At 26.0% G+C, this 25719-nt stretch carries 28 protein-coding genes; 20 read left to right on the plus strand and 8 right to left on the minus strand.

Translation table 11 applies throughout. The features are described from left to right. Window positions 1-45 precede the first annotated feature (45 nt). Window positions 46-2586 carry a methyl-accepting chemotaxis protein gene (locus tag ADFLV_RS07620; RefSeq protein ID WP_129011592.1) on the plus strand — a complete coding sequence of 847 codons (2541 nt, stop codon included), beginning with the start codon at window positions 46-48 and terminating at the stop codon, window positions 2584-2586. A gap of 67 nt (window positions 2587-2653) precedes the next feature. Then, on the plus strand, window positions 2654-2851 hold the full coding sequence (locus ADFLV_RS07625) for a hypothetical protein (protein WP_014474186.1): 198 nt from the start codon (window positions 2654-2656) through the stop codon (window positions 2849-2851). Between the two features lie 12 nt (window positions 2852-2863). Here ADFLV_RS07625 and ADFLV_RS07630 read toward each other — a convergent pair whose 3' ends face one another. Beyond that, window positions 2864-3253: a hypothetical protein gene (locus ADFLV_RS07630; protein ID WP_129011593.1), complete on the minus strand. Its 390-nt coding sequence runs from the start codon at window positions 3251-3253 to the stop codon at window positions 2864-2866. 197 nt (window positions 3254-3450) lie between these two features. Between ADFLV_RS07630 and ADFLV_RS07635 the strand changes: the two genes are divergently transcribed. From ADFLV_RS07635 to ypfJ, 6 genes are read left to right on the plus strand one after another with little or no spacing between them, the layout of a single operon-like run. After that, on the plus strand, window positions 3451-3813 hold the full coding sequence (locus tag ADFLV_RS07635; protein WP_129011594.1) for a YbgC/FadM family acyl-CoA thioesterase: 363 nt from the start codon (window positions 3451-3453) through the stop codon (window positions 3811-3813). A 9-nt stretch (window positions 3814-3822) separates the two neighbouring features. After that, a complete protein-coding gene (locus tag ADFLV_RS07640) occupies window positions 3823-4296 on the plus strand; it encodes a phospholipase D-like domain-containing protein (RefSeq protein WP_129011595.1) in 474 nt (157 codons plus the stop codon). A gap of 51 nt (window positions 4297-4347) precedes the next feature. Next, window positions 4348-5574, plus strand: a complete 1227-nt coding sequence (locus tag ADFLV_RS07645) for a M48 family metallopeptidase (RefSeq protein ID WP_129011596.1) — start codon at window positions 4348-4350, stop codon at window positions 5572-5574. Then, window positions 5575-7032: a DNA recombination protein RmuC gene (locus ADFLV_RS07650; protein WP_014474191.1), complete on the plus strand. Its 1458-nt coding sequence runs from the start codon at window positions 5575-5577 to the stop codon at window positions 7030-7032. It begins immediately after the preceding gene. A gap of 2 nt (window positions 7033-7034) precedes the next feature. Next, the gene (locus ADFLV_RS07655) at window positions 7035-8078 is read left to right on the plus strand and encodes an SO_0444 family Cu/Zn efflux transporter (protein ID WP_129011597.1); all 1044 of its coding nucleotides are present in this window, start codon (window positions 7035-7037) and stop codon (window positions 8076-8078) included. Next, window positions 8078-8962, plus strand: coding sequence for a KPN_02809 family neutral zinc metallopeptidase (gene ypfJ, locus ADFLV_RS07660; protein ID WP_129011598.1), 885 nt, complete (start codon window positions 8078-8080; stop codon window positions 8960-8962). The genes ADFLV_RS07655 and ypfJ overlap by 1 nt, the downstream gene beginning before the upstream one ends. Here the strand turns inward: ypfJ and ADFLV_RS07665 are convergent. From ADFLV_RS07665 to ADFLV_RS07675, 3 genes are read right to left on the minus strand one after another with little or no spacing between them, the layout of a single operon-like run. Further along, complete coding sequence (locus tag ADFLV_RS07665; RefSeq protein ID WP_129011599.1) at window positions 8959-9852, minus strand: DMT family transporter; 894 nt, start codon at window positions 9850-9852, stop codon at window positions 8959-8961. The genes ypfJ and ADFLV_RS07665 overlap by 4 nt on opposite strands. Further along, window positions 9853-11073 (minus strand): molybdopterin molybdotransferase MoeA, encoded by a 1221-nt coding sequence (locus ADFLV_RS07670; RefSeq protein WP_129011600.1) that lies wholly within the window; start codon window positions 11071-11073, stop codon window positions 9853-9855. An 11-nt stretch (window positions 11074-11084) separates the two neighbouring features. After that, entirely contained in the window at window positions 11085-11282 is a 198-nt protein-coding gene (locus ADFLV_RS07675; RefSeq protein ID WP_014474196.1) for a hypothetical protein, read from the minus strand. 124 nt (window positions 11283-11406) lie between these two features. On the opposite strand from ADFLV_RS07675, the gene ADFLV_RS07680 reads away from it, so the two are divergent. The 3 genes from ADFLV_RS07680 to ADFLV_RS07690 are packed head-to-tail and all read left to right on the plus strand — an operon-like array spanning window position 11407 to window position 13155. Next, window positions 11407-11826: a GNAT family N-acetyltransferase gene (locus ADFLV_RS07680; RefSeq protein ID WP_014474197.1), complete on the plus strand. Its 420-nt coding sequence runs from the start codon at window positions 11407-11409 to the stop codon at window positions 11824-11826. A 49-nt stretch (window positions 11827-11875) separates the two neighbouring features. Further along, window positions 11876-12664 carry a tRNA 2-thiocytidine(32) synthetase TtcA gene (locus ADFLV_RS07685; RefSeq protein WP_014474198.1) on the plus strand — a complete coding sequence of 263 codons (789 nt, stop codon included), beginning with the start codon at window positions 11876-11878 and terminating at the stop codon, window positions 12662-12664. Then, complete coding sequence (locus ADFLV_RS07690) at window positions 12661-13155, plus strand: 2-thiouracil desulfurase family protein (RefSeq protein ID WP_014474199.1); 495 nt, start codon at window positions 12661-12663, stop codon at window positions 13153-13155. Before ADFLV_RS07685 ends, ADFLV_RS07690 begins: the two co-directional genes overlap by 4 nt. A gap of 3 nt (window positions 13156-13158) precedes the next feature. Here the strand turns inward: ADFLV_RS07690 and trxC are convergent, their stop codons facing one another. From trxC to ADFLV_RS07705, 3 genes are read right to left on the minus strand one after another with little or no spacing between them, the layout of a single operon-like run. Beyond that, entirely contained in the window at window positions 13159-13590 is a 432-nt protein-coding gene (trxC, locus tag ADFLV_RS07695) for a thioredoxin TrxC (RefSeq protein ID WP_014474200.1), read from the minus strand. A 2-nt stretch (window positions 13591-13592) separates the two neighbouring features. Further along, the gene (locus tag ADFLV_RS07700; protein WP_014474201.1) at window positions 13593-13832 is read right to left on the minus strand and encodes a hypothetical protein; all 240 of its coding nucleotides are present in this window, start codon (window positions 13830-13832) and stop codon (window positions 13593-13595) included. After that, window positions 13822-14316 (minus strand): putative metalloprotease CJM1_0395 family protein, encoded by a 495-nt coding sequence (locus ADFLV_RS07705; protein ID WP_129011601.1) that lies wholly within the window; start codon window positions 14314-14316, stop codon window positions 13822-13824. Before ADFLV_RS07705 ends, ADFLV_RS07700 begins: the two co-directional genes overlap by 11 nt. Window positions 14317-14401: 85 nt before the next feature. Between ADFLV_RS07705 and ADFLV_RS07710 the strand changes: the two genes are divergently transcribed. From ADFLV_RS07710 to ADFLV_RS07720, 3 genes are read left to right on the plus strand one after another with little or no spacing between them, the layout of a single operon-like run. Next, window positions 14402-15514, plus strand: coding sequence for a GGDEF domain-containing protein (locus ADFLV_RS07710; protein ID WP_172658772.1), 1113 nt, complete (start codon window positions 14402-14404; stop codon window positions 15512-15514). Continuing rightward, entirely contained in the window at window positions 15511-16068 is a 558-nt protein-coding gene (locus ADFLV_RS07715; RefSeq protein ID WP_129011603.1) for a CDP-alcohol phosphatidyltransferase family protein, read from the plus strand. Before ADFLV_RS07710 ends, ADFLV_RS07715 begins: the two co-directional genes overlap by 4 nt. Before the next feature lie 8 nt (window positions 16069-16076). Next, window positions 16077-16997, plus strand: coding sequence for a Ppx/GppA phosphatase family protein (locus ADFLV_RS07720; protein ID WP_129011604.1), 921 nt, complete (start codon window positions 16077-16079; stop codon window positions 16995-16997). Here the strand turns inward: ADFLV_RS07720 and ADFLV_RS07725 are convergent. Continuing rightward, complete coding sequence (locus tag ADFLV_RS07725; RefSeq protein WP_129011605.1) at window positions 16994-17788, minus strand: hypothetical protein; 795 nt, start codon at window positions 17786-17788, stop codon at window positions 16994-16996. The two genes, ADFLV_RS07720 and ADFLV_RS07725, sit on opposite strands and share 4 nt — an antisense overlap. A 176-nt stretch (window positions 17789-17964) precedes the next feature. Here ADFLV_RS07725 and ADFLV_RS07730 point away from each other — a divergent pair, with 176 nt between their 5' ends. From ADFLV_RS07730 to der, 6 genes are all read left to right on the plus strand, one after another. Beyond that, complete coding sequence (locus ADFLV_RS07730) at window positions 17965-19662, plus strand: acetolactate synthase large subunit (RefSeq protein WP_014474207.1); 1698 nt, start codon at window positions 17965-17967, stop codon at window positions 19660-19662. Then, the gene (ilvN, locus tag ADFLV_RS07735) at window positions 19662-20159 is read left to right on the plus strand and encodes an acetolactate synthase small subunit (protein ID WP_014474208.1); all 498 of its coding nucleotides are present in this window, start codon (window positions 19662-19664) and stop codon (window positions 20157-20159) included. Before ADFLV_RS07730 ends, ilvN begins: the two co-directional genes overlap by 1 nt. Window positions 20160-20201: 42 nt before the next feature. Continuing rightward, on the plus strand, window positions 20202-21149 hold the full coding sequence (gene lpxD, locus ADFLV_RS07740) for a UDP-3-O-(3-hydroxymyristoyl)glucosamine N-acyltransferase (RefSeq protein WP_129011606.1): 948 nt from the start codon (window positions 20202-20204) through the stop codon (window positions 21147-21149). 13 nt (window positions 21150-21162) lie between these two features. After that, window positions 21163-23391, plus strand: a complete 2229-nt coding sequence (locus ADFLV_RS07745) for a DNA translocase FtsK (protein ID WP_412486581.1) — start codon at window positions 21163-21165, stop codon at window positions 23389-23391. Window positions 23392-23604: 213 nt separating this feature from the next. Further along, a complete protein-coding gene (hpf, locus tag ADFLV_RS07750) occupies window positions 23605-24147 on the plus strand; it encodes a ribosome hibernation-promoting factor, HPF/YfiA family (protein ID WP_014474220.1) in 543 nt (180 codons plus the stop codon). A 91-nt stretch (window positions 24148-24238) separates the two neighbouring features. Next, complete coding sequence (gene der, locus ADFLV_RS07755) at window positions 24239-25705, plus strand: ribosome biogenesis GTPase Der (RefSeq protein WP_014474221.1); 1467 nt, start codon at window positions 24239-24241, stop codon at window positions 25703-25705. Window positions 25706-25719 lie beyond the last annotated feature (14 nt).

Genomic DNA, 25719 nt, shown 5'->3' on the forward strand with positions numbered 1-25719 from the left:
TGAATATTTCAATAAAATGTAAGTTATTTCCACAAAAGGATAAAGATGAAAGACTTGAGTATTAGTAAAAAATTCACACTAACAAATGTAATAGTTACATTATTAGTTCTTGTTATAGGATATTTTATATTAAATAAGTATAGAAATGATTTAACAAAAGAAGTTTATCAAGATGTAACTACAAACTTAAATTCTTTAAGTAATCAAAGAATAAAAGCTAAATTTGAAGTAGGAATTTCAAATGCAATCTCAATTGCAAATGATTCTTCAATAAAAGAATCATTATCTACAAAAAATAGAGAATTAGCTATATCTACTTTAGCAAATTTATCTTCGAGTATGAAAGAATCTACTCCATTTAAAAATATTCAGGTTCACCTTCATACAAAAGATAATCATTCTTTTTTAAGATCATGGCAACCTACAAAATTTGGAGATGATTTAAGTTCATTTAGAGCAAGTGTTGTAAAAGTAAATAAAGATAAAATTGCAGTAAATGGTTTTGAAATAGGAAAAGCAGGATTAAGTTTAAGAGCTGTTGTTCCAGTTTTTGATTCAAATAAAGAGCATGTTGGATCATTAGAATTTATGCAAGGAATAAACTCTGTTGCAATCTCTTTTGATGAAGAGAAAAGAGGTTTCTTGTTATTGATGGATACTTCTTTAGCTATTGCAGATGTAAAAAAAGAAGACACTTTAGATAAATATCTTATTTCACAAAAATTTGTAAACAAAGATTTTTTAGAAGAAACTAAAAAAATAGATTTTAATAAACTTTTAAATAGTAAATATCTTATTACAGACAAGTATTTTTATACTTTTAGTGAAGTAACAGATTTTGAAGGTAAAAAACTTGGTATTGCTTTAGTTGCTGAACCAATTGATTCTGTTAAAAATGCTATTGATCATGCTTCAAATATTATTTGGGTTGCACTTATTATTTTAGTAATTGCTGTTTTAATTATAATGAGTATTTCATTGGTAAATATGAGAAATAATATTTTACTTCCTATATTTAATCTAAAAAATTCAATTGAAAATATCTCAAATAATTCAAATGAAAGAACAAGAATTGAAGTTAAATCAAATGATGAAATAGGAGAAGTTGTAAATAGTTTCAATAATTATTTAGATTCAATTGAAAAAGGCTTAAATCAGGATCAAATAGTTATAGAAGAATCAAGACAAATTATTGAAAAAGTAAATGCTGGTTTATTAAATGATAGAATAAAAGGAAAAGCTAATTCATTAGGAGTTGATTCTTTAGTAAAAGAAATTAATAATATGATAGAAAGAATGCAAAAAAATCTTACTATTTTAAGTGAAACATTAATTGCATTATCAACAGCAAAATATGATTATCAAATTCCTCATATTCAAAATGTTACAGGAATAATTGCTTCTTTATTAAGTGGGGCAAAAGTTACTCAATCATCAATCAACGAAATTATGTGTTTAATTGAAAAATCAAATAATGAATTATCATCAAGTTCATCTGAACTTGCAAATGCTTCTAAAAAATTAAGTGATTCATCAAATACGCAAGCAGCATCTTTAGAAGAAACAGCTGCTGCAATTGAAGAGATATCTGCAACAGTTACAAGAAGTAGTGAAAATGCTATTCAAATGGCACAATATGCACAAAATGTTACAAAATCAAGTAATATTGGAAAAGATTTAGCTGAAAAAACAGCTATTTCTATGGATGAAATAAATAATCAAGTAATAGCTATAAATGAAGCAATTTCTGTAATAGATCAAATAGCTTTCCAAACAAATATTCTTTCTTTAAATGCTGCTGTTGAAGCTGCAACTGCTGGTGAAGCTGGAAAAGGTTTTGCTGTTGTTGCTGCTGAAGTAAGAAATCTTGCAAGTAGAAGTGCTGAAGCTGCAAATGAAATAAAAACAATAGTTTCTAATGCAACTATAAAAGCAAAAGAAGGAAAAGATATTACTTCAAAAATGATTGAAGGATATAATGAGTTAAATGAAAATATTGTTGTAACAACAAAATTAATTGCCGATGTAGCAACTGCATCAAAAGAACAACAAAAAGCAATGGCTCAAATAAATGATACAGTTAATTCTTTGGATCAAGCTACTCAACAAAATGCTGCTTTAGCTTCAACTATAAATGATATGGCTACTAAAACTTCAGATTTAGTAACTCATCTTGAAAATACTATAAATCAAACAAGTTTTGATAGAAATGCTCATAAAAGAGTTTGTGATACAGATTTAATAATTGATATAAATAGACTAAAATCTGATCACATAAGTTTTAAGAATACAAATTTTGCTTTATGTAAAGCAGGATTTAAATTTACTGTAAAAAATGATCATGAATGTAATTTAGGTAAATGGATAGATGCAAATGAAAATAAACTTTTTGCAAAAAGTAAAGAGTGGGGTGATTTAAAAGTAGCTCATAAAAAAGTTCATGATTTAGTTCAATCAACTGTAAATTTATATGCAGATGAAAGTAATAATGAAAAAATCTTCTCAACAACTAAAGAAATGGAAGATAATATAGAAATTGTTTTTGATTTATTAAATAAAATTAGAGAGATAAATTGTTCTAATTAAAATTCAAAATTTAGATTTATTTTAGGCTAGAAGTTTTTCTAGCCTTTTTTTATTTTAAAGGATTGTTGTGAACAAAGATAAACAAATACTTCAAGAGGCTTATAAATTAAGATTTGAGTATTATAATTTTTATGAAAATAAAGAACCTGAATGGCATAATAAATACAAAAATCATAAGTTATATGATATTGTTGTTGAAAGTTTTGACTATAAATACAATGAAATAGGAATCATAATGCCAAAACTTTTAGGAAAATTAGTTTAATATCAACTTTTTTTACTCACTAAAACTAGCAAAAGCACCTTCAACACTAGGAATAGTTTTATAATGAGTTTTTGTTAATCTTACATTTTTTGTTTTAAGATCACAAATTGCGATTCTAAAACTAGCTCCCATGATAGGTTCTACAACACAAATAATTTTATCTTCTATTTGTCTTGTCACATAAATAGTGCCTTGTAAATCATGAAAAAAATATTTTGGATAACTTAATGGCGTAATTTCTACAATATCAATAATTTCTGGATTTTCAAGAGTTTGAACTATATCCCTAGCATCATCATAATTTTCAAATTGAATACACCAATCATCAAATTTTTTATTAAAATGTACTAAATCTTCATCTAGAAAACCACCAGCTATTGATTGTAAAGCAAAAATAGACACGAAAAACACCTTTAAATATATACGATTTTAAAAAAGGATTTTAACATATTTAACTTTCTCTTTTTCTTTTTTAAAATAAGTGCACCACTAAATCCTGTATAAATAAGTTCTTTTATTTCTAATTATAAGTCCAATTGAATTTGATAAAAGATACAATCAAGAACTTACATTAGAAATATATAATAAGGAAAATTATAATGAAAATTCGTGTTTATTACGAAGATACAGATTGTGGAGGAGTTGTTTATCACTCTAATTATTTTAATTTTTGTGAACGTGCTAGAAGTGAACTTTTTTTTCAAAAAGGTTTATCCCCTCATAATAAAGATGAATTTTTTGTAGTTAAAAGTACAATAGCAGATTGGATAAAACCTGCTATTTTTGGAGATATTTTGGAAATATCTGCAAAACTGGTTGAAAAAAAATCGGCTTCAATTGTAATGTATCAAGAAATTACTAGAGATAATGAAGTTTTATTTAAAGCTACATTTAAATTAGCATTTTTAAAAAATTTCAAACCTTCAAAAATTCCTTTGGATTTTTTTGAATTATTTAATTAGGAAAAAATTATGTTAAAAATTTTATTTATATCTTTGTTTTTGGTTTTAAATTTATATTCAAGTGAAGTTTTTATTCTTCCAAATGATTCAAAAAAAGCACAAGAACAAATTAGTTCAGCTATATTGGATGCAAAAACAGAGATTTTTATTGCAATGTATAACTTTTCATATAAAAGTTTTGCAAAGGATTTGATAAAAGCCTCAAAAAAAGGTGTACAAGTAACTGTTTTATTTGATGATAAAAAAACAAAAAAAGATGATGAAGTATTGGATTTGTTAAAAGAAAATGAAATAAAAACCATAATCAACAAAGATAAAAATAAAATGCATCTAAAAGTTGCTTTAATTGATTCTTCTAAAGCCATTATTGGAAGTACAAATTGGACAAAAGAGTCATTTGAAGAAAATTATGATTTGATTTATATAACTGATGATAAAAAAGTTATAGATAAGTTAGTTGAATTAAAAGAAATATTCAATTAAAAGCATTAAAATTGTATCATATAAATAAAAATATTTAAAAAGGATTTTTTAGTGTTAGAGATATTTGTTATAGGTTTTTGTATCTATTTTGCATTTAATATTTATACTTCTTTTATGCAAATAGGATTTGTTAAAAATGCAAAAACATTACAAGCTATTATATTAGATTCAGCAAAATATGAAGAGGCTGCAAATTATTCAATAGAAAAAGAAAAACTTGCTATTGTTTCAACTTTCTATGATTTTGTATTATTTATTTTATGGATTGGGTTTGGGTTATCTTATTTAGATTCTTTAGTTCAAGTTGATTCATACTGGTTAAAAGCAGTGATTTTCGTAGATTTATTTATTGTTATAAATTGGTTTTTGACTTTACCTTTTGAACTTTATTCAACTTTTAAATTAAATAAAAAATATGGTTTTTCAAATATGACACCAGCTTTATTTATAAAAGATACAATAAAAACTGGAATATTGTTTTTAGTTTTTGGTTCAATTGTAATTGCAGGAATTTCATTTATTATAAATAGTTTTTCTGCTTGGTGGATTTGGGGATTTGCTTTTATATTTGCTGTTATTATTTTGATAAATATGCTTTATCCAGTAATCAGAGATAAAATGTTTGATAAATTTGAAAAATTAAAAGATAAAGAATTAGAAAAGAAAATAGAAAATCTTTTAGATGAAGTAGGATTTAAAAGTAGTGGAGTTTTTTCTGTAGATGCAAGTAAAAGAGATAATAGATTAAATGCTTATTTTGGTGGATTAGGAAGTACAAAAAGAGTAGTTTTATTTGACACATTGATTGAAAAATTAACACATAATGAATTATTAGCAGTTCTAGGGCATGAATTAGGACACTTTAAAAATGGTGATATTATAAAAAATATTGGAATTATGGGTGTTGTTATGTTTGTATTTTTTGCAATTTTTGGAAATTTACCAGATAAACTATTTTTAGGACTAAATTTACAAAATGAACCTTATGCAATTATAGTTGTATTTTTGATTTTTTCTCCAATCTTGTCATTTTTCTTAATGCCTTTAATATCTTTTATTTCAAGACATAATGAATATGCAGCAGATAGTTTTGGTTCAAATTTGGCAACAAAAGAAGATTTAGTAAATGCTTTGTTAAAACTGGCAAATGAAAATAAATCATTTCCTTTATCACATCCTTTATATATTTTCTTTTATTATTCTCATCCACCTTTAGTAGAGAGATTTAAAGAGTTAGGATATGATGTTAAAAGTTTAAAATTTAGTGAGAATAAATAGATGTTAAGTGAAGGAATAATTGAGGTAAATTATTTAACATTAATAGTTACTTTTATTGCAATATTATCAGGATTATTGATAATATTGCAATTTTCTAGACAAAAATACGAAAATCAATTAAAAGCTTTACAAGATGAAGCATTACTTAAACTAAAAGCATTAAATGAAAAAATAGAATTAAATCATAGTTCTTATGAAACTCAAATAACTAATCTAAACAATGCCAATAGAAAACTTGAAGAAGAAAAAAAACTTATTAAAGAGAGTTTTGAAGATAAATTAAAGATTTTGGAAAAACACGCTTCTCAAATAAATTCAAATACAATAGAAGCTTATGAATTTAAACTTTCAAGCCTTGCAAAAATGTCTGAAGCAAAAGAGAAACAACTTCTTAGAGAGTTTGAAATAAAAGAAGAAAATTTCAATGAAAAAATAACTCTTTTAGAAGAGTCAAAGAAACAATTAAAAATAGAGTTTGAAAATCTTGCAAATAAATTATTTGATGAAAATCAAAAAAAATCAAATTTAAATTTAACACAAGTTTTAACTTCATTTAAAGATCAGCTAGAATCTTTTGGGAAAAGAGTAAATGAAATTCATAATGAAGAGACAAAACAAAGAACTTCACTTTTAACAGAGATAAAAAATCTAAAAGATTTAAATAATCAGATTTCAACTGATGCAGTTAATTTAACAAAAGCTTTAAAAGGACAAAATAAAACTCAAGGTGATTGGGGAGAGATGATTTTATCATCAATTTTAGACCAAACTGGACTTAGAGAAGGGAATGAATATACAATTCAAGGCTCATTCAATGACAATGATGGAAAAAGATTAAGACCTGATGTTATTGTTCATTTACCATCAAAAAAAGATATTGTTATTGATTCTAAAGTTTCTTTAAATGCTTATATAAACTATTGTAAAACTGAAAATGAAGAACACAAAGCAACAGCTTCAAAAGAGTTAGTAAAATCAATCACATCTCATATCAAAGCACTTAGTTCTAAAAAATATGAAGAATTAGATGGTGTCAGAACTTTAGATTTTGTATTGATGTTTATTCCTGTTGAAGGTGCTTTTATCCTTGCAACTTCAACTGATGATAATCTATTTAAATTAGCGTTTGAAAATAACATTATGTTAGTTTCTCCTTCAACTTTATATGTTACTTTAAGAACAATAGAAAATATTTGGAGAAATGAACATCAAAATGAAAATGCTTTATTGATTTCTAAAAAAGCAGCTGATTTATATGACAAATTTGCTTCATTTGTAGCTGATATTGAAGATATAGGCGTAAATATAAACAGAACTCAAAAAGCTTATGATAGTGCTATGAATAAACTTACTTTAGGAAATGCAAATCTAATAAAAAGAGCTGAAGAGTTTATAGATTTAGGTGTAAAACCTAAAAAACAAATTTCAAATAAATTGATAAATTCTCAAGAGGAATAAATATGGAATTAGCAATAACTTTGGCTAATAACTTTTTAGCGTTACTTGATGCAATGGCTATTTATATTTTAGTTGGATTATTAATTGCTGGATTTTTAAAACAAATAGTTCCAGATGATTTTATAATAAAACATCTAGGAAGTGGAAATATAAGTTCAGTTATAAAAGCTACTATTTTTGGAATACCACTTCCCGTTTGTTCTTGTTCTGTTATACCACTTGCTCAAAGTCTTAGAAAAGAGGGTGCTAGTAAAGGTGCAGTGCAGAGTTTTTTGATATCAAGTCCAATAACTGGAGTTGATTCTATTTTAGCAACTTACTCTTTTTTTGGTCTTATTTTTACAATTTATAGAGTTATTTCATCAATTATAATTGCGATTGTTGTAGGAATTATTCAAAATATTTTTGACAAAGATGAAGAAAAAGAGATAAAAAAAGAAGAAACTTCTTCTTGTTCTTGTCACTGTTCTTGTAGTTCAGAAAAACCAGCTAAAAAAACTTTTTCTATAAAAGAAGTTTTCTCTTACGCTTATGTAACTTTATTTAAAGATATGGTAAAACCACTTTTTATTGGACTTATTTTCGCAACACTTTTTACTTCATTAGCTCCAAAAGAGTATACAAGTCTACTTTTTGAAAATCAATTTTTAACTTATCTTGTAATAATTTTATTTTCAATGCCTTTATATATTTGTGCAACTGCTTCACTTCCAATTGCTGCTGCTTTAATAATAGAAGGTATGAGTCCAGGAGCTGCATTTATACTTTTAAGTGCTGGTCCAGCAACAAGTTTAATAACAATGAGTGTTGTATATAAAAGCTTAGGAAAAACTTCACTAATTATCTATTTAACTATGATTGCTGTTTTATCTTTATTATTTGGTTACTTATTTGACACATTTTTTACAAATGTAAATATATTAAATTTTAGTCTTGAAGAAGAAAGAAGTTCCTTATTATCTCAAATTTCAAGTTTTATTATGCTAGTTTTAATGTCATATTATTTAATAAAACCTTGGTTAAATAGAAAAAAGGTTGATGCATAATGAAATGGGAAGATAATAGAAAAAGTTCAAATGTCGAAGATAGAAGAGGTGAAACAGGAGTAAATTTTGGTAGCAATAATAACTCTTTAGCTTTATTGATTCCTATTGTAAAGACACTTTTAGGTACAAAAATAGGAAGAATAATTTTAATAGTTGGAGTTATTGCTTATTTTATGGGATTTAATCCTTTATCTTTGATGGATGGAAATACAACATCAAATAATAGTTCAAATAAAGTAATAAATGAAAAAACAGATGATAAAAGTGCTCAATTTGTAAGTGCAGTTTTAGCTCAAACAGAAGATATTTGGAGCAAAGTTTTTAAAATGTATGATTTAAAGTACGTTGATCCAAAACTTGTATTATTTAGAAATTCAGTAAAAAGTGGTTGTGGATTTGCTTCTTCTCAAACTGGACCATTTTATTGTCCAACTGATGAAAAAGTATATCTTGATTTATCATTTTTTGATGAATTAGCAAAAAGACATGATGCTCCAGGAGATTTTGCACAAGCTTATGTAATAGCTCATGAAATAGGGCATCATGTTCAAAATCTTTTAGGAACTTTAAGCGAAGTTCAAAAAGCAAAACAAAATCTATCAACAACAAAAGAGAATCAACTTCAAGTAAAGGTTGAACTTCAAGCTGATTGTTATGCTGGGCTTTGGGCATATTATTCTAAAAAAGATTTTAACTCTTTAGAAAAAGGTGATATTGAAGAGGCTTTAAATGCAGCAAATGCGATTGGCGATGATACTTTACAAAAAGAAGCAAGAGGATATGTGGTTCCTGATTCTTTTACACATGGAACTTCAGCTCAAAGGATGAGTTGGTTTAAAAAAGGTTTTGATACTGGTGATTTGAATAATTGTAATACTTTTTAATTCTTTCTAAATAGTTTAAAAATATTTAAATTATTTAGAATATAAATAGCAATTATTGTAAAAATTGTACCAATAACTATATTATAAGTAATCTTTTCTCCTAAAAATATAGCTCCAATTATAAGAGCTGATGCTGGAACTAAAAATATATATGAAGATACCTCTTTTGCACCTAATTTACTTGCTCCAATAAAATAAATAGATGTTGCAAAAGTTGTACTTAAAATAGTTATAACAAAAATATTAAACCAAAAAATAGAATCAAAGTTTATTATTTTTGTAAACAGTGTATTGTCAACAAAAAATAAATAAAGAGTGAAACTAGAGATTATATAAGTATAAAAAGTAAATACCATAGCATTTATTTTTGTAGCTTTTGCTGTAATTATAGTAAGAATTGGCCATAAAATAGAAGCTATTAAAAAGTATATATTATCTTTTGAAAAAATCTCATTTAAATTAAAATTCCAAATATTTAGCATATTTAAAACTCCAAAAGCTCCAAGTATTAATGCAAAAGAGTGTTTTAAACTAATACTTTTTTGATTTATTATTGCAATTATTATAAAAGTATTTATTGGAATTAGCGTTGTTACTAAAGCTCCACCAAAGCTTCCTGTTCCATGTTCGACACCCAAAAACATAACAATACTATAAAATGTTAAAACAACAGAAGCAACTAAAATCAAAAGAAAAGATTTAAAATCAAATTTAAATGAAAGTTTATAAAAATATATTATTGGAAACATTGTAATAAAACATATTCCCATTCTTAAAAATACTAATTCATACTCATTTACATAAGTAGTAAGAACTTTTGTACTTATCCAAGATGCTCCCCAAAACACCATGGCAAAAACCATAAGAATATGAAATAGATTTTTAGACATCTATTTTAAATGATTAATTAATAAAATATCTACTAAATCACCAGCTTTTAAATCACCACTATTTTCATCTTGAATCAATAGAGCAGGGCTTTCAAGCATATTTGTTAAAATAGCGCTTGTTCCTTCTTTTTTACCTTTGAAATCTACAAAATATTCACCATTTATATAACTAACATTACAAGCAGTAAATACAGTTTTATCTGTTTTTTTAGGAAAATTTTGAGTTATTTTTGCTTTTATTATTGGTAAAGATTCATTGGAATTTCTAAATTTATAAATTAATGGTAAAACATAAAGTATCGCACAAACAGTTGATGAATAAGCAAATCCAGGAAGAGCAACAATAATTTTTTCATCTTTTGTTGCAATTAAGATATGCATTCCAGGTTTTATTGAAACTCCGTGAAAAAGTATTTTTGCTTTTAATCTGTCTTTAACTACATCTTGTACAAAATCATAATCACCAACACTAACTCCACCAGTTGTCACAACAATATCAGCTTTTTGTAAAGCAGTTTCAAATAAGCTTGTAATAGAATCAATATCATCTTTTACTACACCCATTTGTAAAATATTTGCACCATTACTTTTAAATAATGCTTCCAAAGTTAAATGATTAGAGCTTCTTATTTGAGCTTCGTTTGTTTGTATTTCACCTAAATCTAAAACTTCACTTCCTGTACTTGCTATGGCAATTGTAGGATTTACAATAACATTGATTTGAGAAATATTTAATGATGCTAAAACACCAATTTCTGCAAAACCAATAATAGTTCCTTTTTTGATTAAAACTTCATCTTTTTTATAGTTTTCACCAATATCACGAACTGCAAAACCAAAAGGAACCTCTTTTTTTATTTTAATTTTATTATCAAATACTTCAACATTTTCTATTGGAATTAAAGTATCACTTCCTTTTGGCATAAGTGAACCTGTGAATGTTTTTATACATTTTTCTGATGTAACTTCTACTTCAACTACACTACCAGCAGGATTTTTTGCAATTATTTCTAAAAATTCACTTTTTAAATCTTCAAATTTTATGGCATATCCATCCATCGCTGAAGTTGGAAATTCTGGACTATTATGTGATGCAATTACGTCATTTGCAATAACTTTTCCAATTGCATTTGTGATAAATAGTTTTTGTGTTGTGGCATTGTTTAATTGAATATTATTTATTATTTCAATTGATTCTTTATAATTTATAAAATTTCTCATATTTACTTTTATTATTTATTTAATTGATTATATTTATATACCATTATTTGTTCAAATAACATATCCGCAAAACCTTTTGGTAGATTACTATTTGATTTCTCAACAGATAATATAACTTTTCTTATTTGATCTTCTGTCATATTTACTGCAAATGGTAAAATAGTCTCTTGGATTTTTTGTTTAAACTCTTTTTCTTCTTCTAATGTCATTTTGAATCTTTGTATAATATTTATGAAATTATATATTTTTTATCTAAAATTAGAGTAAAATTTTCTCTATACTTTAAATTTAGTGAATATAGTTGCCATAATAACATAATAAAAGGATTTTCTATTGGAAATAAAAATTGCAACAGAAGAAGAAATAAAATATTGTTATAAAATAATGCATCAAATTAAAAAAGAGTTATCAGAAAAAGATTTTTTAAAGAGTATCTCTTTACAGATTAAAAGTGGTTATAAACTGGCATATATTACTGATAATAATCAAATCATTTGTGTCGTAGGATTTTCAATAAGAGAAAAACTTGCTTGGGGAAAACATATCTATATCGATGATTTTGTGACTGATAAAAGTGTTAAATCATCTGATGCTGCAAAAGCTTTATTGAATTTTATAAAAATCTATGCAAAACAACAAAATTGTACATCAATTCATCTTGATTCTTCTGTCCATAGACATGAAGCACATAAATTCTATTTGAATCAAGATATGAAAATTGATTCTTACCATTTTAGTTTTGATGTAAAATAGTATTAAAACTTTTTTGATATAATCACAAAAAAATTATAGGAATAATATATTGGTTGAATTAAGTAAAAAAATTTCTACAATAGTTGGAAAAACTAATGCAGAATATGGATTAATAAAAGAGGGTGATAGAATATTAGTTGGATTTTCTGGTGGAAAAGATTCTTTAACATTAATTCATACATTAAATAGATTAAAAAAAGTCGCTCCATACAATTTTGAATTTAAGGCTGTAACTGTAACTTATGGTATGGGTGAACAAGTTGAGTTTTTAAGCAACCATTGTAAAGAACATGGAATTGAACATCAAATAATTGATACACAAATTTTTGAATTGGCTGGTGAAAAAATCAGAAAAAATTCCTCTTTTTGTTCATTCTTTTCAAGAATGAGAAGAGGATATTTATATTCAACAGCTCAAGAGCAAGGATATAACAAAGTAGCTTTAGGACACCATCTAGATGATGCAATGGAATCATTTTTTATGAACTTCTTCTATAATGGAACTATGCGTTCTATGCCTCCCATTTATAAAGCTGAAAATGGTTTAGAAGTTATTCGACCTTTGATTTTTTGTAGAGAGAGACAATTACGTGCATTTGCAAATACAAATGAAATCAATGTAATTGGTGATGAAGCTTGTCCTGGATTAAGATTTGATGTAAAAATGCCACATGCAAGAGCTACTACAAAAGAATTATTAGCTAAACTTGAAGAAGAAAATCCAAAAATCTTTGTTTCAATGAAAGCAGCTTTTAGTAATATCCAATTATCAACATTCTTTTATAAAGATTTAAAAGAATTAACGGATGAAGTAACTGAAGAAGATAATACTATATGAAAATATTAATATCTTCTTGTTTATTGGGAGAAGATGTTAGATATGATGGAAATAATTCATCTATAGCATTTAATCCGAAATTTTCATTCTCACTAAAAGAACTATTTATGGATATTTTATGTGAAAATGAAATTTATTCATTTTGTCCTGAAGTTGCTGGTGGATTATCAATTCCAAGAATTCCAGCTGAAATAGTAAAAAATGATAAACCTTTTATTGTTAAAAATCAAGAAGGACTGGATATAACAATAAATTTTTTATTAGGTGCAAAAAAAGCTTTAGATATTTGTAAAGATGAAAATATCAAAGTTGCACTTTTAAAGGCAAATTCTCCTTCTTGTGGAAATATCAATATATATGATGGAACTTTTTCTAATAATTTAATAGCCGGACAAGGTTTAACAGCAAAATTACTTGAAGAAAATGGAATTATGGTATTTAATGAAACTCAATTAAAAGAGTTAAATAAGTTTATAAAAACTAATAAATAGTTCTTATAAACTTTCATTTACAAGATTTGATAGTCTAAGTGGATCTAAAGCTCCTGAAACTCTCTTTTTCTCAATACCATTTTTATAAACTATTAATGTAGGAATAGATTTTATATTAAATCTTCCTGCTAAATTTTGATGTGATTCTGTATTAACTTTTACAAAAAGTGCTTTCAAAGGATATTTTTTTGAAACTTCACTAAAAATTGGAGCAAACATTTTACAAGGTCCACACCAAGGTGCCCAAAAATCAACAATTACTGGAATTTCTGAATTTACAATTACATGATCAAAATTTGATTCATCTACTTCTATAGGTGATGTATCAAGTAATGATTTTTTACAAGCTCCACAATTTGCTTTTGAATAACTATCTTTAAAAGGAATGGCATTTATTTTTAAACAATGAGGACAAACTATATTTATTTTTGACATTTTCAAGCCTTAATATTTAATAACATATCTGAAACAGCATTTTGCGTTTCTATACTTTTTGCATTTGCAGAATATGAAATAACTTCTGGAATTTGTCCTACAATAGAATCTATTAAATCTGCACTTACTTCTTGAAACTCTGGATCTGCAACTGTATTTGCAACTCTTGCAATATTTGTTGCCATATCATTTATTTGTAATTCTGAAGCTATCATCGAATTTAAATTATTATCAATTCTCATAAGTAAATCCTTGTTTTAAACTTTCTAATAACATTTTATTTAAATTTGCAGTTTGTGCAATACTTGCATCTGCACCACTTAAAGAACTAACAGAACTAGATGCTTTTTTTAATTGTTCAAGTTTTACTTTAGCACTTTGTGAATTTTCTGGTATAGATGTATCAAATCTAACACTTCCACCCATCGCATATAATTTTCCATCTGGTCCAACTTGATAATTATAATTTATTGCACTTGTTGTAGTCGCACCTGATGCATGAGTTTGTTCATGAGTTCTTACTTCATTATCTTTATTTTTAAATTTATTTAAAACTCGTTGATAATCATTTTCATCATAATTTTTTTCACCAAGAGTTACTAAATCGTTCTTTTCAAAAGTTGATTTTTCATTCTCTTTTTTGTCAATATTTGATAATTGACTTTTTTTAAGAGATAATTCTTGATAAATTGATGATATATTTAGATAATTATCAGTTATTTCCAAAAGTAATCCATTTTTTCTTTCATTTTAACAAAAAAGAATGAAAATGTAAATAAAAGATTTACTTTTATTTGGATAAAATAACTAAATGATATACAAGTTTTTAAAGTCTACAACATTAAAACTGTTAATGCTCGTATGTACAGTTCTTGCTACATTAATAGTTTCTGCTTTACTATTTTATAGCCAAATAGATGAATTAAAAAAGCAAATTGACAATATCTATTTTGGAAATCTAATTCCTATTATAAAACTTCAAATTATTTCAGATAATTATCAAGAAATAGCAAATTGTAGAAAAGTAAAATATAATTGTGATTTTAAAAAAGAAGAAGAAATTATATTACAAGAATGGGACTATTATTTTAAATCATATAAAAATAATGATGAAAGAATAGTTGTTGATACAATTAATGATGAAATATTAAATTCATTTAAAGAAAATAAATACAATTTATTTGTCAATATTTTAAAAAGAATTGATTTTCTAATAAAATATGAAACACAACAAGCCTTTAAACAAAGAAAAGCTTTTTTAGATGATTATGAGCAAATGAAAAATTATCTATTTTATAATATAGTTTTAATTCTAATTTTGTCATTTGTTGTTATCGCTTATATTATTTTACAGGTTATAAAAAAAGACAGACAATTAACTATTTTAAATAAAAGATATAAAATAGATTCTATTACAGATTCAATGACAAAACTTTATAATAGAAAATATTTTGATACGATTTTTGATAATATGCCATTTATTGCAAATGCAAATAATTGGAAATGTGCTTTTATAATGATTGATATAGATTATTTTAAACAATATAATGATACATATGGTCACGACTCGGGAGATGTGACTTTAAAAAAAGTTGCAAATAATTTAAAAGAATATTTTAATAAAAAATATGAATTTGTATTTAGATTAGGTGGTGAAGAATTTGGAGTAATTTTATTTGATATTGATTTAAATATTTTAGAAAATTGCCTAAAAGATATGAATAAACGAATTATCGAATTACAAATTGAGCATAAAAATAGTAAAATACTCGATGTTGTTTCTATTTCGATGGGAGCTATAATATATGAGCCAAATTCATATATTTCAGCAAACAAACTTTATAAATTTGCAGATGAATGCTTATATAAGTCAAAAGAAAATGGAAGAAATCAATATCATATATATAACAAAGGGAAAGAATGAGTTTTTTGTTTAATAAATACAATCACTTTAATTTAGCAAATATAGTGACTTTTTTTAATATTGCATCAGGACTATTTGCAATTTATTTTCTAACACACCATCAATTTTTTGCAGCAGCATTATTTGCATGGCTTGCTGGAGGATTTGATATATTTGATGGAAAAATTGCGAGAAAATATAATCTTTCTACTCAATTTGGTATTCAGTTAGATTCATTTGCAGATTTTTTATCATTTGTAATTGTTCCAGCAATGTTTATCTATTTTGCAATAATTGATACAAAAGAACCTTTTTTAAGTGTTCCTTTAATTATTTTTGCATTCGTTTATTATGTAATTTCAGGATTAAGAAGATTAATTCAATTTAATATCAATGCAGATGAAGGTAAAGTAGAAAAATATTTTACAGGTGTTCCAACTCCTTTAGGTGCTATTTTATTGTGGATTGTTTATTTGATTTTTTTAACAGGATTTATATCTGAAACTTTTGTTCTTTTTATGATGATAATTATAGGTTATTTACTAAATTCAAAAGTTAAAATTCCTCATTTATAAGAAAACCTATGAATAATGAAATTGTTAGTGTTGATTTAGGTTCAAACTCTTTTAGAGTTTTAAAATATGATTGTTTAAATCATAAAATCGTTTTAGAATATAATGAAGTTGTTGGAATGGCTGATGGCCTAGTAGATACTGGGATTATTTCAAAAGAAGCAATGCTAAGAGTAGTAAGTGCAATTAAACATTCGAGTGAAGTTCTAAATTATAAACCTGAAAATGCAGTTTGTGTTACAACAGCAGCTATGAGAAAAGCAAAGAATAGTAAAGAAGTTTTAGAATTTTTCAAAAATGAAACGGGAATAAATTTTGAAATAATAAATGGCGATGAAGAAGCAAGACTTACTTTACTTGCCGTTAAGTATGCTTTAAAAAGAGAAAATATTAATTCAGATAATTTTATACTTCTTGATATTGGTGGTGGTTCTACTGAAATTATCGTAAATACTAAAGATAAATATAGTGCAAAAAGTTTTGATTTTGGTATTGTTACAATGACTCAAAAATTTTTAAAAAATCATGACTTACATAAAGATTTAGAGAATAGAAAAATAGAAATAAGAGATTTTTTAGATTCACTACATTTAGATTTAAAAAATTATAGTTTTGTTGCAACCGCTGGAACTCCTACAACAATAGCAGCTATTAAATTAGGACAAGATTTTTTCTCTTATGATAGAAATATTGTAAATGGAGCAATTGTTAATTTAGAAGATTTAGCAAATAGTTTAGATATTTTTAAAAACTCTTCAAAAGAAGAAATTGCAAGACTTGTTGGTCGTGGTAGAGTTGAATTTATTGAAGTTGGAATTTTTATTTATAAAGCAATATTTGAAGTTTTAAATAAAAAAGAATCGATAGTTTTAGACGATGGATTAAGAGAAGGTGTAGCTATAAACTACTGTTTAACAAAGTGTAAAAATTAAGAAAGTAATCTTACACTTTGCTCTTGAACTATATTTGCTTGAGAAGCAGCTAAATAACCTGCATTTGCATTTACATTAGATTTTGAGAAATCAGTTGATTCTCTTCCAAAATCTTTATTTTTGTTCATTTTATTTTCATTATATAGATTATTTTGTTCTTTTATATTTTCTAATGCTTTTTCTTCGAGTTGTTTACTAAACTGAGAAAATTGATTAGAAATACTATCTAATTGACTTGAAGAAGATGATACTTTATTTAAAGCATTGTTCAAATTTTCATTATTATTTAAATCACTATTATTTATAGTTTCAAAAATATCATTAGCAAAATTTGTTGTATTTGGTTTTGACATTGTAAAATTTTCTGAACTTGTATTTATATCAATTGTTGTTTTATCATCATAAAAATCATTAGCCAATAATGATTCATTTTTATATTTTGTTTCATAAGCTGTTTGATTAAAATTTCTTAAATCTTCATTTATACTTTGTTTTATATCATTTTTATTTTCTAAATTATTTGTATTTTCAAGTTTATTTTGAACGTTTTTCAAAAATTCTTGCTGTTTTTCAATTCCATTTTGTGCAATTTTTGAAATTGCTATTCCATCATTTAAAGACTGAACATTTAAAGATAATTCATCTCTTTGTTTATTATAATTATTGATATTTAAATTTAAAGCTTCTTTTTCAGAATCATTAATTTTATATTTTGAAGAAGTTTTTTCTAATTGCAGTGAAGAAGTGTTTAAATTAGAAAGCGTATTATTATTTATAGCGTTTACATCCATATTTACTCCTTAAAAATAGTTACTTTTATTATATCAAAAAATATTGAGTTTTTATTAAAACATTATTCATTTCCAAGAAAAAAACAATTTTTTTAAATTAATCTTTCTATCAAAAGGTAATTTAATCATAGTTTTTGTAAAATAAAACCTTATTTTTAGAAAAACGGAGAATTATTATGAAGATGACTGGCGCAAAAATGGTTGTAGAATCATTACATCAAGAAGGGGTTGAAGTAGTATTTGGATACCCTGGAGGCGCTATTATGAACGTCTATGATGAAATATATAAACAAAACTATTTTCAACACATTCTAAATAGACATGAACAAGCTTCAATTATTGCAGCAGAAGGTTATGCAAGAGCTACAGGTAAAGTTGGAGTTTCAATAGTAACAAGTGGTCCAGGATTTACAAATGCAGTTACAGGATTAGCTGATGCATATATGGATTCTATTCCTTTAGTTGTAATTTCAGGACAAGTTCCAACTACAATTATTGGAACTGATGGATTCCAAGAAATTGATGCTGTAGGAATTTCAAGACCTTGTACTAAACACAATTATTTAGTTAATAGAATTGAAGATTTACCAAGAATTATAAAAGAGGCGTTTCATATAGCAAGTACTGGAAGACCAGGACCTGTACATGTGGATATTCCAAAAGATATTACTGCTCAAGTTGCTGAATTTATTTATCCAGAAGAGATAAATTTACCAACATATAAACCAACTATTAACTACAATAAAAGACAATTGAAAAAAGCTATGGAAGCTATTTCAAATGCTAAAAAACCACTTTTATATGTTGGTGGTGGAGCTATATTATCAAATTGTGCATTTGAAATTAGAGAATTAGCTAGAAAATTAAATATTCCTGCTGTTGAGACATTAATGGCAAGAGGAGCAATGGGTGATGAAAATCCATTATTCTTTGGAATGTTAGGGATGCATGGAGAATTTGCAGCTAATATGGCTGCATATGAAACAGATTTATTAATCTCTTTAGGTGCAAGATTTGATGATAGGGTAACAGGAAGACTTGATGAATTTGCTTCTAAAGCAAAAGTTATTCATGTAGATATTGATCCCACATCTATTGCAAAATTAGTAGTTCCTGATTATCCAATTGTTGGAGACTTAAAAATTACTGTTAAAGCTATGATAGAAGCAATAAGCGATTATGAATTTAATGATTATACAAATTGGGTTGAATTACTAAAAGATTATAGAGAAAAAGAACCTTTAAGATATATTGATTCAAATGAAGTTATTAAACCTCAATGGCCAATTGAAAGAGTAGGAAAAATTTTAGGTTCAAAAGCAATTATTTCTACTGATGTTGGTCAACATCAAATGTGGACAGCACAATTTTATCCATTTTCATATCCTAGACAATGGGTTACAAGTGGTGGTTTAGGAACAATGGGATTTGGATTACCAGCAGCTTTAGGAGTAGCTAGAGCTATAAAAGGAACAGACAAAGTTTCTGTTAATTTTACTGGTGATGGATCAATTTTAATGAATATTCAAGAGCTTATGACTTGTGTTGAATATGAATTACCAGTAATAAATATTGTTTTAAATAATAACTACTTAGGTATGGTTAGACAGTGGCAAACAATGTTTTATGATAATAGATTATCTCAAACTGATTTATCAGCTCAACCAAACTTTAAAATGTTAGTTGAAGCTTTTGGGGGATTAGGTTATAGAGTTACTACAAAAGAGGAGTTTGATGCTGCTTTAAAAGATGCAGTAGAAAAGAAAAAACCAGCAATGATTGAAGTTGTTGTTGCTAGAAATGAAGAGGTATTACCAATGGTTCCAAATGGTCATGCATTAAATGAAATGACATTAATAGAAGGAGGAAAATAATGAACAATTTTAATCATTATTATGATAGTGAAACAACAAGACAAGTTATTTCTGTTGTTGTATTAAATGAACATAATGTTTTATCAAGAATTGTTGGATTATTTTCAGCTAGAGGTTATAATATAGACTCTTTAACTGTTGCTCCAATTGCAGAAAGTCCTTATTCAAGAATGACAATTGTAACAACAGGTGATAAAAGAGTGATTGATCAAATTGTTAAACAATTAAATAAATTAATTCCTGTATTAAAAGTAAATGAACATAAAAATGTAGTTGAAAAAGATACAGTTTTAATGAAATTCTCAATTGATAATAATTTATCAGATATAGATGTAATTGCTCGTGCTTATCATGGAACAATTCAAAATGTTACGGATGAAGCTATTATTGTAAGTGCTACTGATTCAAGTGCAAGAATTATGAATTTCATCAAAGTTATGCAAAAATTTAATCCACTTGAAGTTGTAAGAAGTGGAATAGTTGCAATGGAAAGATAAGAGTATTTTGCTCTTATCTTGTTCTTATATTAAGGATAAAAAATGACTCTTCAAGAGATTGCAGATTTTATTGGTATAGATTGCCAAGAGAAAAAAGAAATTACAGGTTTAAATACTTTATTAGATTCAAATGAAAATCAACTTACTTTTTTAGAAAATAAAAAATATTTATCGGATTTGAAAAATACAAAAGCAGCAGCTGTTTTAGTAACAGAAGAAAATTCAAAAGAAGTTCCATCTTCAAGTATTGCTTTAATTTGTGATGAACCATATTTAATGTTAGCAAAAATAAGCAAACTTTTTGCTCCAAATGTGATAGAAATGGATGGTGAGAAACCATTAATTGGTGGTGGAACAAAAGTTATGCCAAATGTATATATTGGTAAAAATTCAGTTATTGGAAGTGATTGTACAATAATGGCAGGAGCTTTTATTGGTGATAATGTAACTATTGGAAATAACACTATTATTTATCCAAATGTTACAGTATATAGAGATTGTAGTATTGGAAATGATTGTATAATTCATGCTGGAACTGTAATAGGTAGTGATGGTTTTGGATTTGCAAATACAAAAGATGGAAAATATATAAAAATTTATCAAAATGGTAATGTAACAATCGGAAATGATATTGAAATTGGAGCAAATTCTACAATAGATAGAGCAGTTTTTAACTCAACAATTATTGAAGATGGTGTAAGAATAGACAATTTAGTACATATTGGGCATAATTGTAAAATTAGTCGAGGGTCTATTTTAGTTGCACAAGTTGGATTATCTGGATCTACAACATTACATCCTTATGTTGTGATGGGCGGACAAAGTGCAACAGCAGGGCACTTAGAAATTGCACCATTTACAACAATTGCTGCACGTAGTGGAGTTACGAAAACAATACATGAACCTAAAAAACAATGGGCAGGATTTCCTTTATTCGAGCATAAACAATGGCTTAAATTACAAGGTAAAATTTCAAATTTATTAAAATAACAAAGGTTTTATCATCGCTAAGAAAATTATATCACTAATCCTTCTATTTATTATTGTTTATTTTCAATTTACTACTTTTGAAAGTAGTAAAGATATTGTTGGGAATGTTGGATTTGTATTTTCTGATTTTTCCCATAAATATTTTGGATATTTATCATATATATATTTATTACTATTGATTATTCCTTTATATATAATTAATTTTAGAAAAAATATTGACCAAAAAGATTTAATATTAAATATTTTAGTAGTTTTTTTACTATTTTTTGTAAGTTTAATATTTCAAGCATTAATTTTAGAAAATCCTTATACAAGAGGAGAAATTGGAAATATTTTAGTTGATTCTCTAAGTCCTGTTATTGGGCGAGCAGGTTTATATTTTTTTGTAATTGTAGGATTTACTATCTCTTCTTTAGTTTTATTTGAAACTTCTGAATTTGATATGGATGATTTAAAAAAGTTAAGAAATAAAATAAAATTAAAAAATAGTTTAGATGTAAAAAGAATAGAAAATAAACATAGAGAAAAAAGAGTAGAAGAGAATACTAAAGAGATTTTAAATAGTATAGATAAAAAATTAAATAAATCTCTTCCTGAAGTAAAAGAAGTCAAAGTAGTAGAAAATAATATTACAACAATAACTCCTGAAATTTATGAAAATATTGAAAAAATAAAAGATAAAGAAGTTTATGAAACTTCTTTATTTGATAGTGATGATTTTGAAAAAGATATTCAAGTAGTTGAATCTCATGGAATTATTGTTGACGAATTAGAAGAAAATAAAAAACTTCTTGCAGAAATTGAAGTAGGAAAAACAGAAAAACCAAAAAATTTTGAATTACCACCAGCATCATTCTTTCAAAGTTCACCAAAAGATAATAAATCTAAAGTATCAGAAGCTTTTATTGACCAAAAAATCGGAGATTTATTAGATAAACTTGCAATGTTTAAAATAGAAGGTGATGTTGTAAGAACTTATACAGGACCAGTTGTTACAACATTTGAGTTTAAACCAGCTCCAAATGTAAAAGTTTCAAAAATATTAAATCTTCAAGATGATTTAGCAATGGCTTTAAAAGCACAAACAATTAGAATTCAAGCTCCAATTCCTGGAAAAGATGTAGTTGGTATTGAAGTTCCAAATGAAGACACTCAAACAATTTATTTAAGAGAGATGTTAGAAAGTGATATTTTCCAAAACTCTATTTCTCCACTTACTATGATTTTAGGAAAAGATATAGTTGGAAAACCATTTGTAACAGATTTAAAAAAATTGCCACATCTTTTAATCGCTGGAACAACAGGTTCAGGAAAATCTGTGGGAATTAATTCAATGATTTTATCATTGCTTTATAAAAATTCGCCAGATAATTTGCGTTTAGTTATGATTGACCCCAAAATGCTTGAGTTTTCAATGTATAACGATATTCCACATCTTTTAACTCCAGTTATTACAAAAGCAAGTGACGCAATCAATGCTTTAGCAAATATGGTTAGTGAAATGGAAAGACGTTATACACTTATGTCAAAAACTAAAACTAAGAATATTGAAAATTACAATGAAAAAGCTAAAAATGAAGGTCATGAAACAATGCCTTATATTGTAGTTGTAATTGATGAGTTAGCTGATTTAATGATGACAAGTGGAAAAGATGTAGAATATTCAATTGCAAGACTTGCTCAAATGGCAAGAGCAAGTGGGATTCACTTAATAGTTGCAACTCAAAGACCATCTGTTGATGTTGTAACAGGACTTATTAAAGCAAATTTACCAAGTAGATTGTCTTATAAAGTAGGGCAAAAAATCGATTCTAAGATTATCTTGGACTCACAGGGTGCTGAATCACTTTTAGGAAGAGGAGATATGTTATTTACTCCTCCTGGAATGTCTGGACTTGTAAGAATTCACGCTCCTTGGTCAACTGAGGCTGAAATAGAAAAAGTTGTAGAATTTTTAAAAGAACAACGAGAAGTTGTTTATGATATGAATTTTATAAAAGATAGAGCAACTTCTGTTTCTTCAAATTCAAATGGTTCTAATAATTCTGATTTAAGTGATCTTGATGAACTTTATGAAGATGCAAAAGAGATAGTTTTAACAGAGAAAAAAACATCTATTTCTTATATACAAAGAAGACTTAGAATAGGATACAATAGAGCTGCAACAATTGTTGAGCAATTAGAACAAACAGGTATTTTATCAGAGGTAAATGCTAAAGGAAACAGAGAAATTTTAATCTAAATAAAAATGTTACTCTTTTACTTAAAAAATTCATCAACTTTAACTTCTACATTTAATTACGCTTAGAAATTCCTAAGCGTAATTAAAAAAAATCTCATATAATTATTCATTTTACAGTAATTACAAGGTTATACAAGGGTTATTTTTTTGAGAAAAGTACCCATTTTATCTTTTTTATGTTAGAATATATAAATTATTATTAAGGAGTATGTTATGAATACAAGTATTGTAGGAAGACACATAGAATTAACAGATGCAATTAAAGATTACATTAATAGTTCAGTAGAAGTATTTAAAAAATTTAATTTAGATATTATTTCTGTAAACTCAATTATTTCTCAAGACGAAAAATTAGGTAAAAAAGCTTTCTCGTTTGAATTTACTTTAAATATTGCGCATTTAGATACAATAGTTGTAAAACAAAAAGATAAAGATTTATATTCTGCTATTGATATTGCTGTTGATAGAGTATCAAAAGTATTAAGAAGACATCATGATAAAATAGCAGCTCATAAAGCTACTAAATTAGCTGAAGTTGTAGCTAATGAAATTCAAGATAAAATAGCTTTAGAATTAGAGAAATTTGAAGATGAAATTACTCCTGTAAGATTAACATCTTATAAACCAATTGATATAGAAGAAGCTTTAGAAGATTTAAAAGCATCAGATTCAGCATTTAAAGTATTCTATGATAAAGATGATAATATGAGAGTTTTATATAAAAGCTCAGTTGAAGGAAAATTTGGGTTATATTAATAAAAACTCATATTTAGTTAAAAGGTATTAGCTAAAATGCTAATACCTTTTTTAATTTATAATATAAAGAAAATTAGGATTAAAAATACTTATGGATAAAACACTAAAAAAAATCGCACTAATTGGACAACCAAATGTGGGAAAATCTTCATTATTCAATAGAATTGCAAATAAAAGAATTGCAATTGTTTCTGATATGGCTGGAACAACAAGGGATATTAGAAAACATGAAATTGAAATATTGGATAGAAAAGCTTTAATGCTTGATACTGGTGGAATAGATGAAACAAATGATGCTATATTTTCAAATGTAAAAAGAAAAGCTATTGAGACGGCAAAAGAGGCTGATATAATACTTTTTATGGTTGATGGTAAAAATATACCAGATGATAAAGATAAAGAATTATTTTATGAGCTTCAACGACTAGGTAAAGAGTTAGCTTTAGTTGTAAATAAAATAGATAATGATAAAGAACTTGAAAGACTTTGGGAATTTTTTGAATTTGGAATAGGGGATGAAAATCTTTTTGGAATTTCTGTATCTCACAATAGAGGAACAAAAAATTTATTTGAATGGATTTATCAACATCTTCCTGTAAATCTTGAAACAGTAGCACGTGAAGAGGCTGAAGCTTTAAAAAAACAAAGAGAAAATGAATTTGATTTTGATGATGAAGAGGATTATTCAGAAGAAGAACAAGAAATTTCTCAACAAGAAATAATAAATAAAGAAGTTGATGAAAATAAAATCAATGTAGCAATTATAGGAAGAGTAAATGTAGGAAAATCTTCAATTCTAAATGCTATTATTGGAGAAGAAAGATCTGTTGTTTCTCCAATTGCAGGAACTACTATTGATCCTGTTGATGAATCTTTTGAATATAAAGAGAAAAAAATTACATTTGTTGATACAGCAGGACTTAGAAGAAGAGGAAGTATTGAAGGAATTGAAAAATATGCTTTAATGAGAACTAAAGATATGTTAGAAAAGGCAAATATGGCTTTAGTTATTTTAGATGCTTCAAGAGAACTTACTGATTTAGATGAAAAAATTGCCGGGCTTGTAGATGAATATGGATTGGGAACAATTATCGTTTTAAATAAATGGGATGAGAATATGGATACTTTCCAAAAAATTGAAGAAGAAATTAGAAGAAGATTTAGATTTTTATCTTATGCACCAATTATCGCTGTTTCAGCAAAAACAGGAAGAAGTATAGAAAGATTAAAAGATAAAATTATTGAAATTCATAATAACTATACGCAAAGAATACCAACTTCTCAATTAAATAGAGTTATTGAAGAAGCAGTTATTAGACATTCACTTCCAAGTCCAAATGGAGCATATTTAAGAATTTATTATACAACTCAATTTGATACAAGACCACCTAGAATTGCTCTTGTTATGAATAAACCAAATCTTTTACACTTTACATATAAAAGATATTTAATTAATTATTTAAGAGAACAATTTAATTTTGAAGGGACTCCTATTCACGTAATTGCACGTGGTAAAAATGATAAAATGGGTGATGAAGAGTATTTAGAAAAAAGTTAAAAAAATTTTAGGAG

The sequence above is a fragment of the Arcobacter defluvii genome, from assembly GCF_013201725.1.
GTDB lineage: Bacteria > Campylobacterota > Campylobacteria > Campylobacterales > Arcobacteraceae > Aliarcobacter > Aliarcobacter defluvii.

Excerpts from the sequence above, each read along its gene's own strand:
- ADFLV_RS07620 (WP_129011592.1), top strand. The coding sequence starts at position 46 with ATGAAAGACTTGAGTATTAGTAAAAAATTCACACTAACAAATGTAATA.
- ADFLV_RS07635 (WP_129011594.1), top strand. The coding sequence starts at position 3,451 with ATGAAAATTCGTGTTTATTACGAAGATACAGATTGTGGAGGAGTTGTT.
- ADFLV_RS07640 (WP_129011595.1), top strand. The coding sequence starts at position 3,823 with ATGTTAAAAATTTTATTTATATCTTTGTTTTTGGTTTTAAATTTATAT.
- ADFLV_RS07650 (WP_014474191.1), top strand. The coding sequence starts at position 5,575 with ATGTTAAGTGAAGGAATAATTGAGGTAAATTATTTAACATTAATAGTT.
- ADFLV_RS07655 (WP_129011597.1), top strand. The coding sequence starts at position 7,035 with ATGGAATTAGCAATAACTTTGGCTAATAACTTTTTAGCGTTACTTGAT.
- ypfJ (WP_129011598.1), top strand. The coding sequence starts at position 8,078 with ATGAAATGGGAAGATAATAGAAAAAGTTCAAATGTCGAAGATAGAAGA.
- ADFLV_RS07665 (WP_129011599.1), bottom strand. The coding sequence starts at position 9,852 with ATGTCTAAAAATCTATTTCATATTCTTATGGTTTTTGCCATGGTGTTT.
- ADFLV_RS07670 (WP_129011600.1), bottom strand. The coding sequence starts at position 11,073 with ATGAGAAATTTTATAAATTATAAAGAATCAATTGAAATAATAAATAAT.
- ADFLV_RS07675 (WP_014474196.1), bottom strand. The coding sequence starts at position 11,282 with ATGACATTAGAAGAAGAAAAAGAGTTTAAACAAAAAATCCAAGAGACT.
- ADFLV_RS07690 (WP_014474199.1), top strand. The coding sequence starts at position 12,661 with ATGAAAATATTAATATCTTCTTGTTTATTGGGAGAAGATGTTAGATAT.
- trxC (WP_014474200.1), bottom strand. The coding sequence starts at position 13,590 with ATGTCAAAAATAAATATAGTTTGTCCTCATTGTTTAAAAATAAATGCC.
- ADFLV_RS07700 (WP_014474201.1), bottom strand. The coding sequence starts at position 13,832 with ATGAGAATTGATAATAATTTAAATTCGATGATAGCTTCAGAATTACAA.
- ADFLV_RS07710 (WP_172658772.1), top strand. The coding sequence starts at position 14,402 with ATGATATACAAGTTTTTAAAGTCTACAACATTAAAACTGTTAATGCTC.
- ADFLV_RS07715 (WP_129011603.1), top strand. The coding sequence starts at position 15,511 with ATGAGTTTTTTGTTTAATAAATACAATCACTTTAATTTAGCAAATATA.
- ADFLV_RS07720 (WP_129011604.1), top strand. The coding sequence starts at position 16,077 with ATGAATAATGAAATTGTTAGTGTTGATTTAGGTTCAAACTCTTTTAGA.
- ADFLV_RS07725 (WP_129011605.1), bottom strand. The coding sequence starts at position 17,788 with ATGGATGTAAACGCTATAAATAATAATACGCTTTCTAATTTAAACACT.
- ADFLV_RS07730 (WP_014474207.1), top strand. The coding sequence starts at position 17,965 with ATGAAGATGACTGGCGCAAAAATGGTTGTAGAATCATTACATCAAGAA.
- ilvN (WP_014474208.1), top strand. The coding sequence starts at position 19,662 with ATGAACAATTTTAATCATTATTATGATAGTGAAACAACAAGACAAGTT.
- lpxD (WP_129011606.1), top strand. The coding sequence starts at position 20,202 with ATGACTCTTCAAGAGATTGCAGATTTTATTGGTATAGATTGCCAAGAG.
- hpf (WP_014474220.1), top strand. The coding sequence starts at position 23,605 with ATGAATACAAGTATTGTAGGAAGACACATAGAATTAACAGATGCAATT.
- der (WP_014474221.1), top strand. The coding sequence starts at position 24,239 with ATGGATAAAACACTAAAAAAAATCGCACTAATTGGACAACCAAATGTG.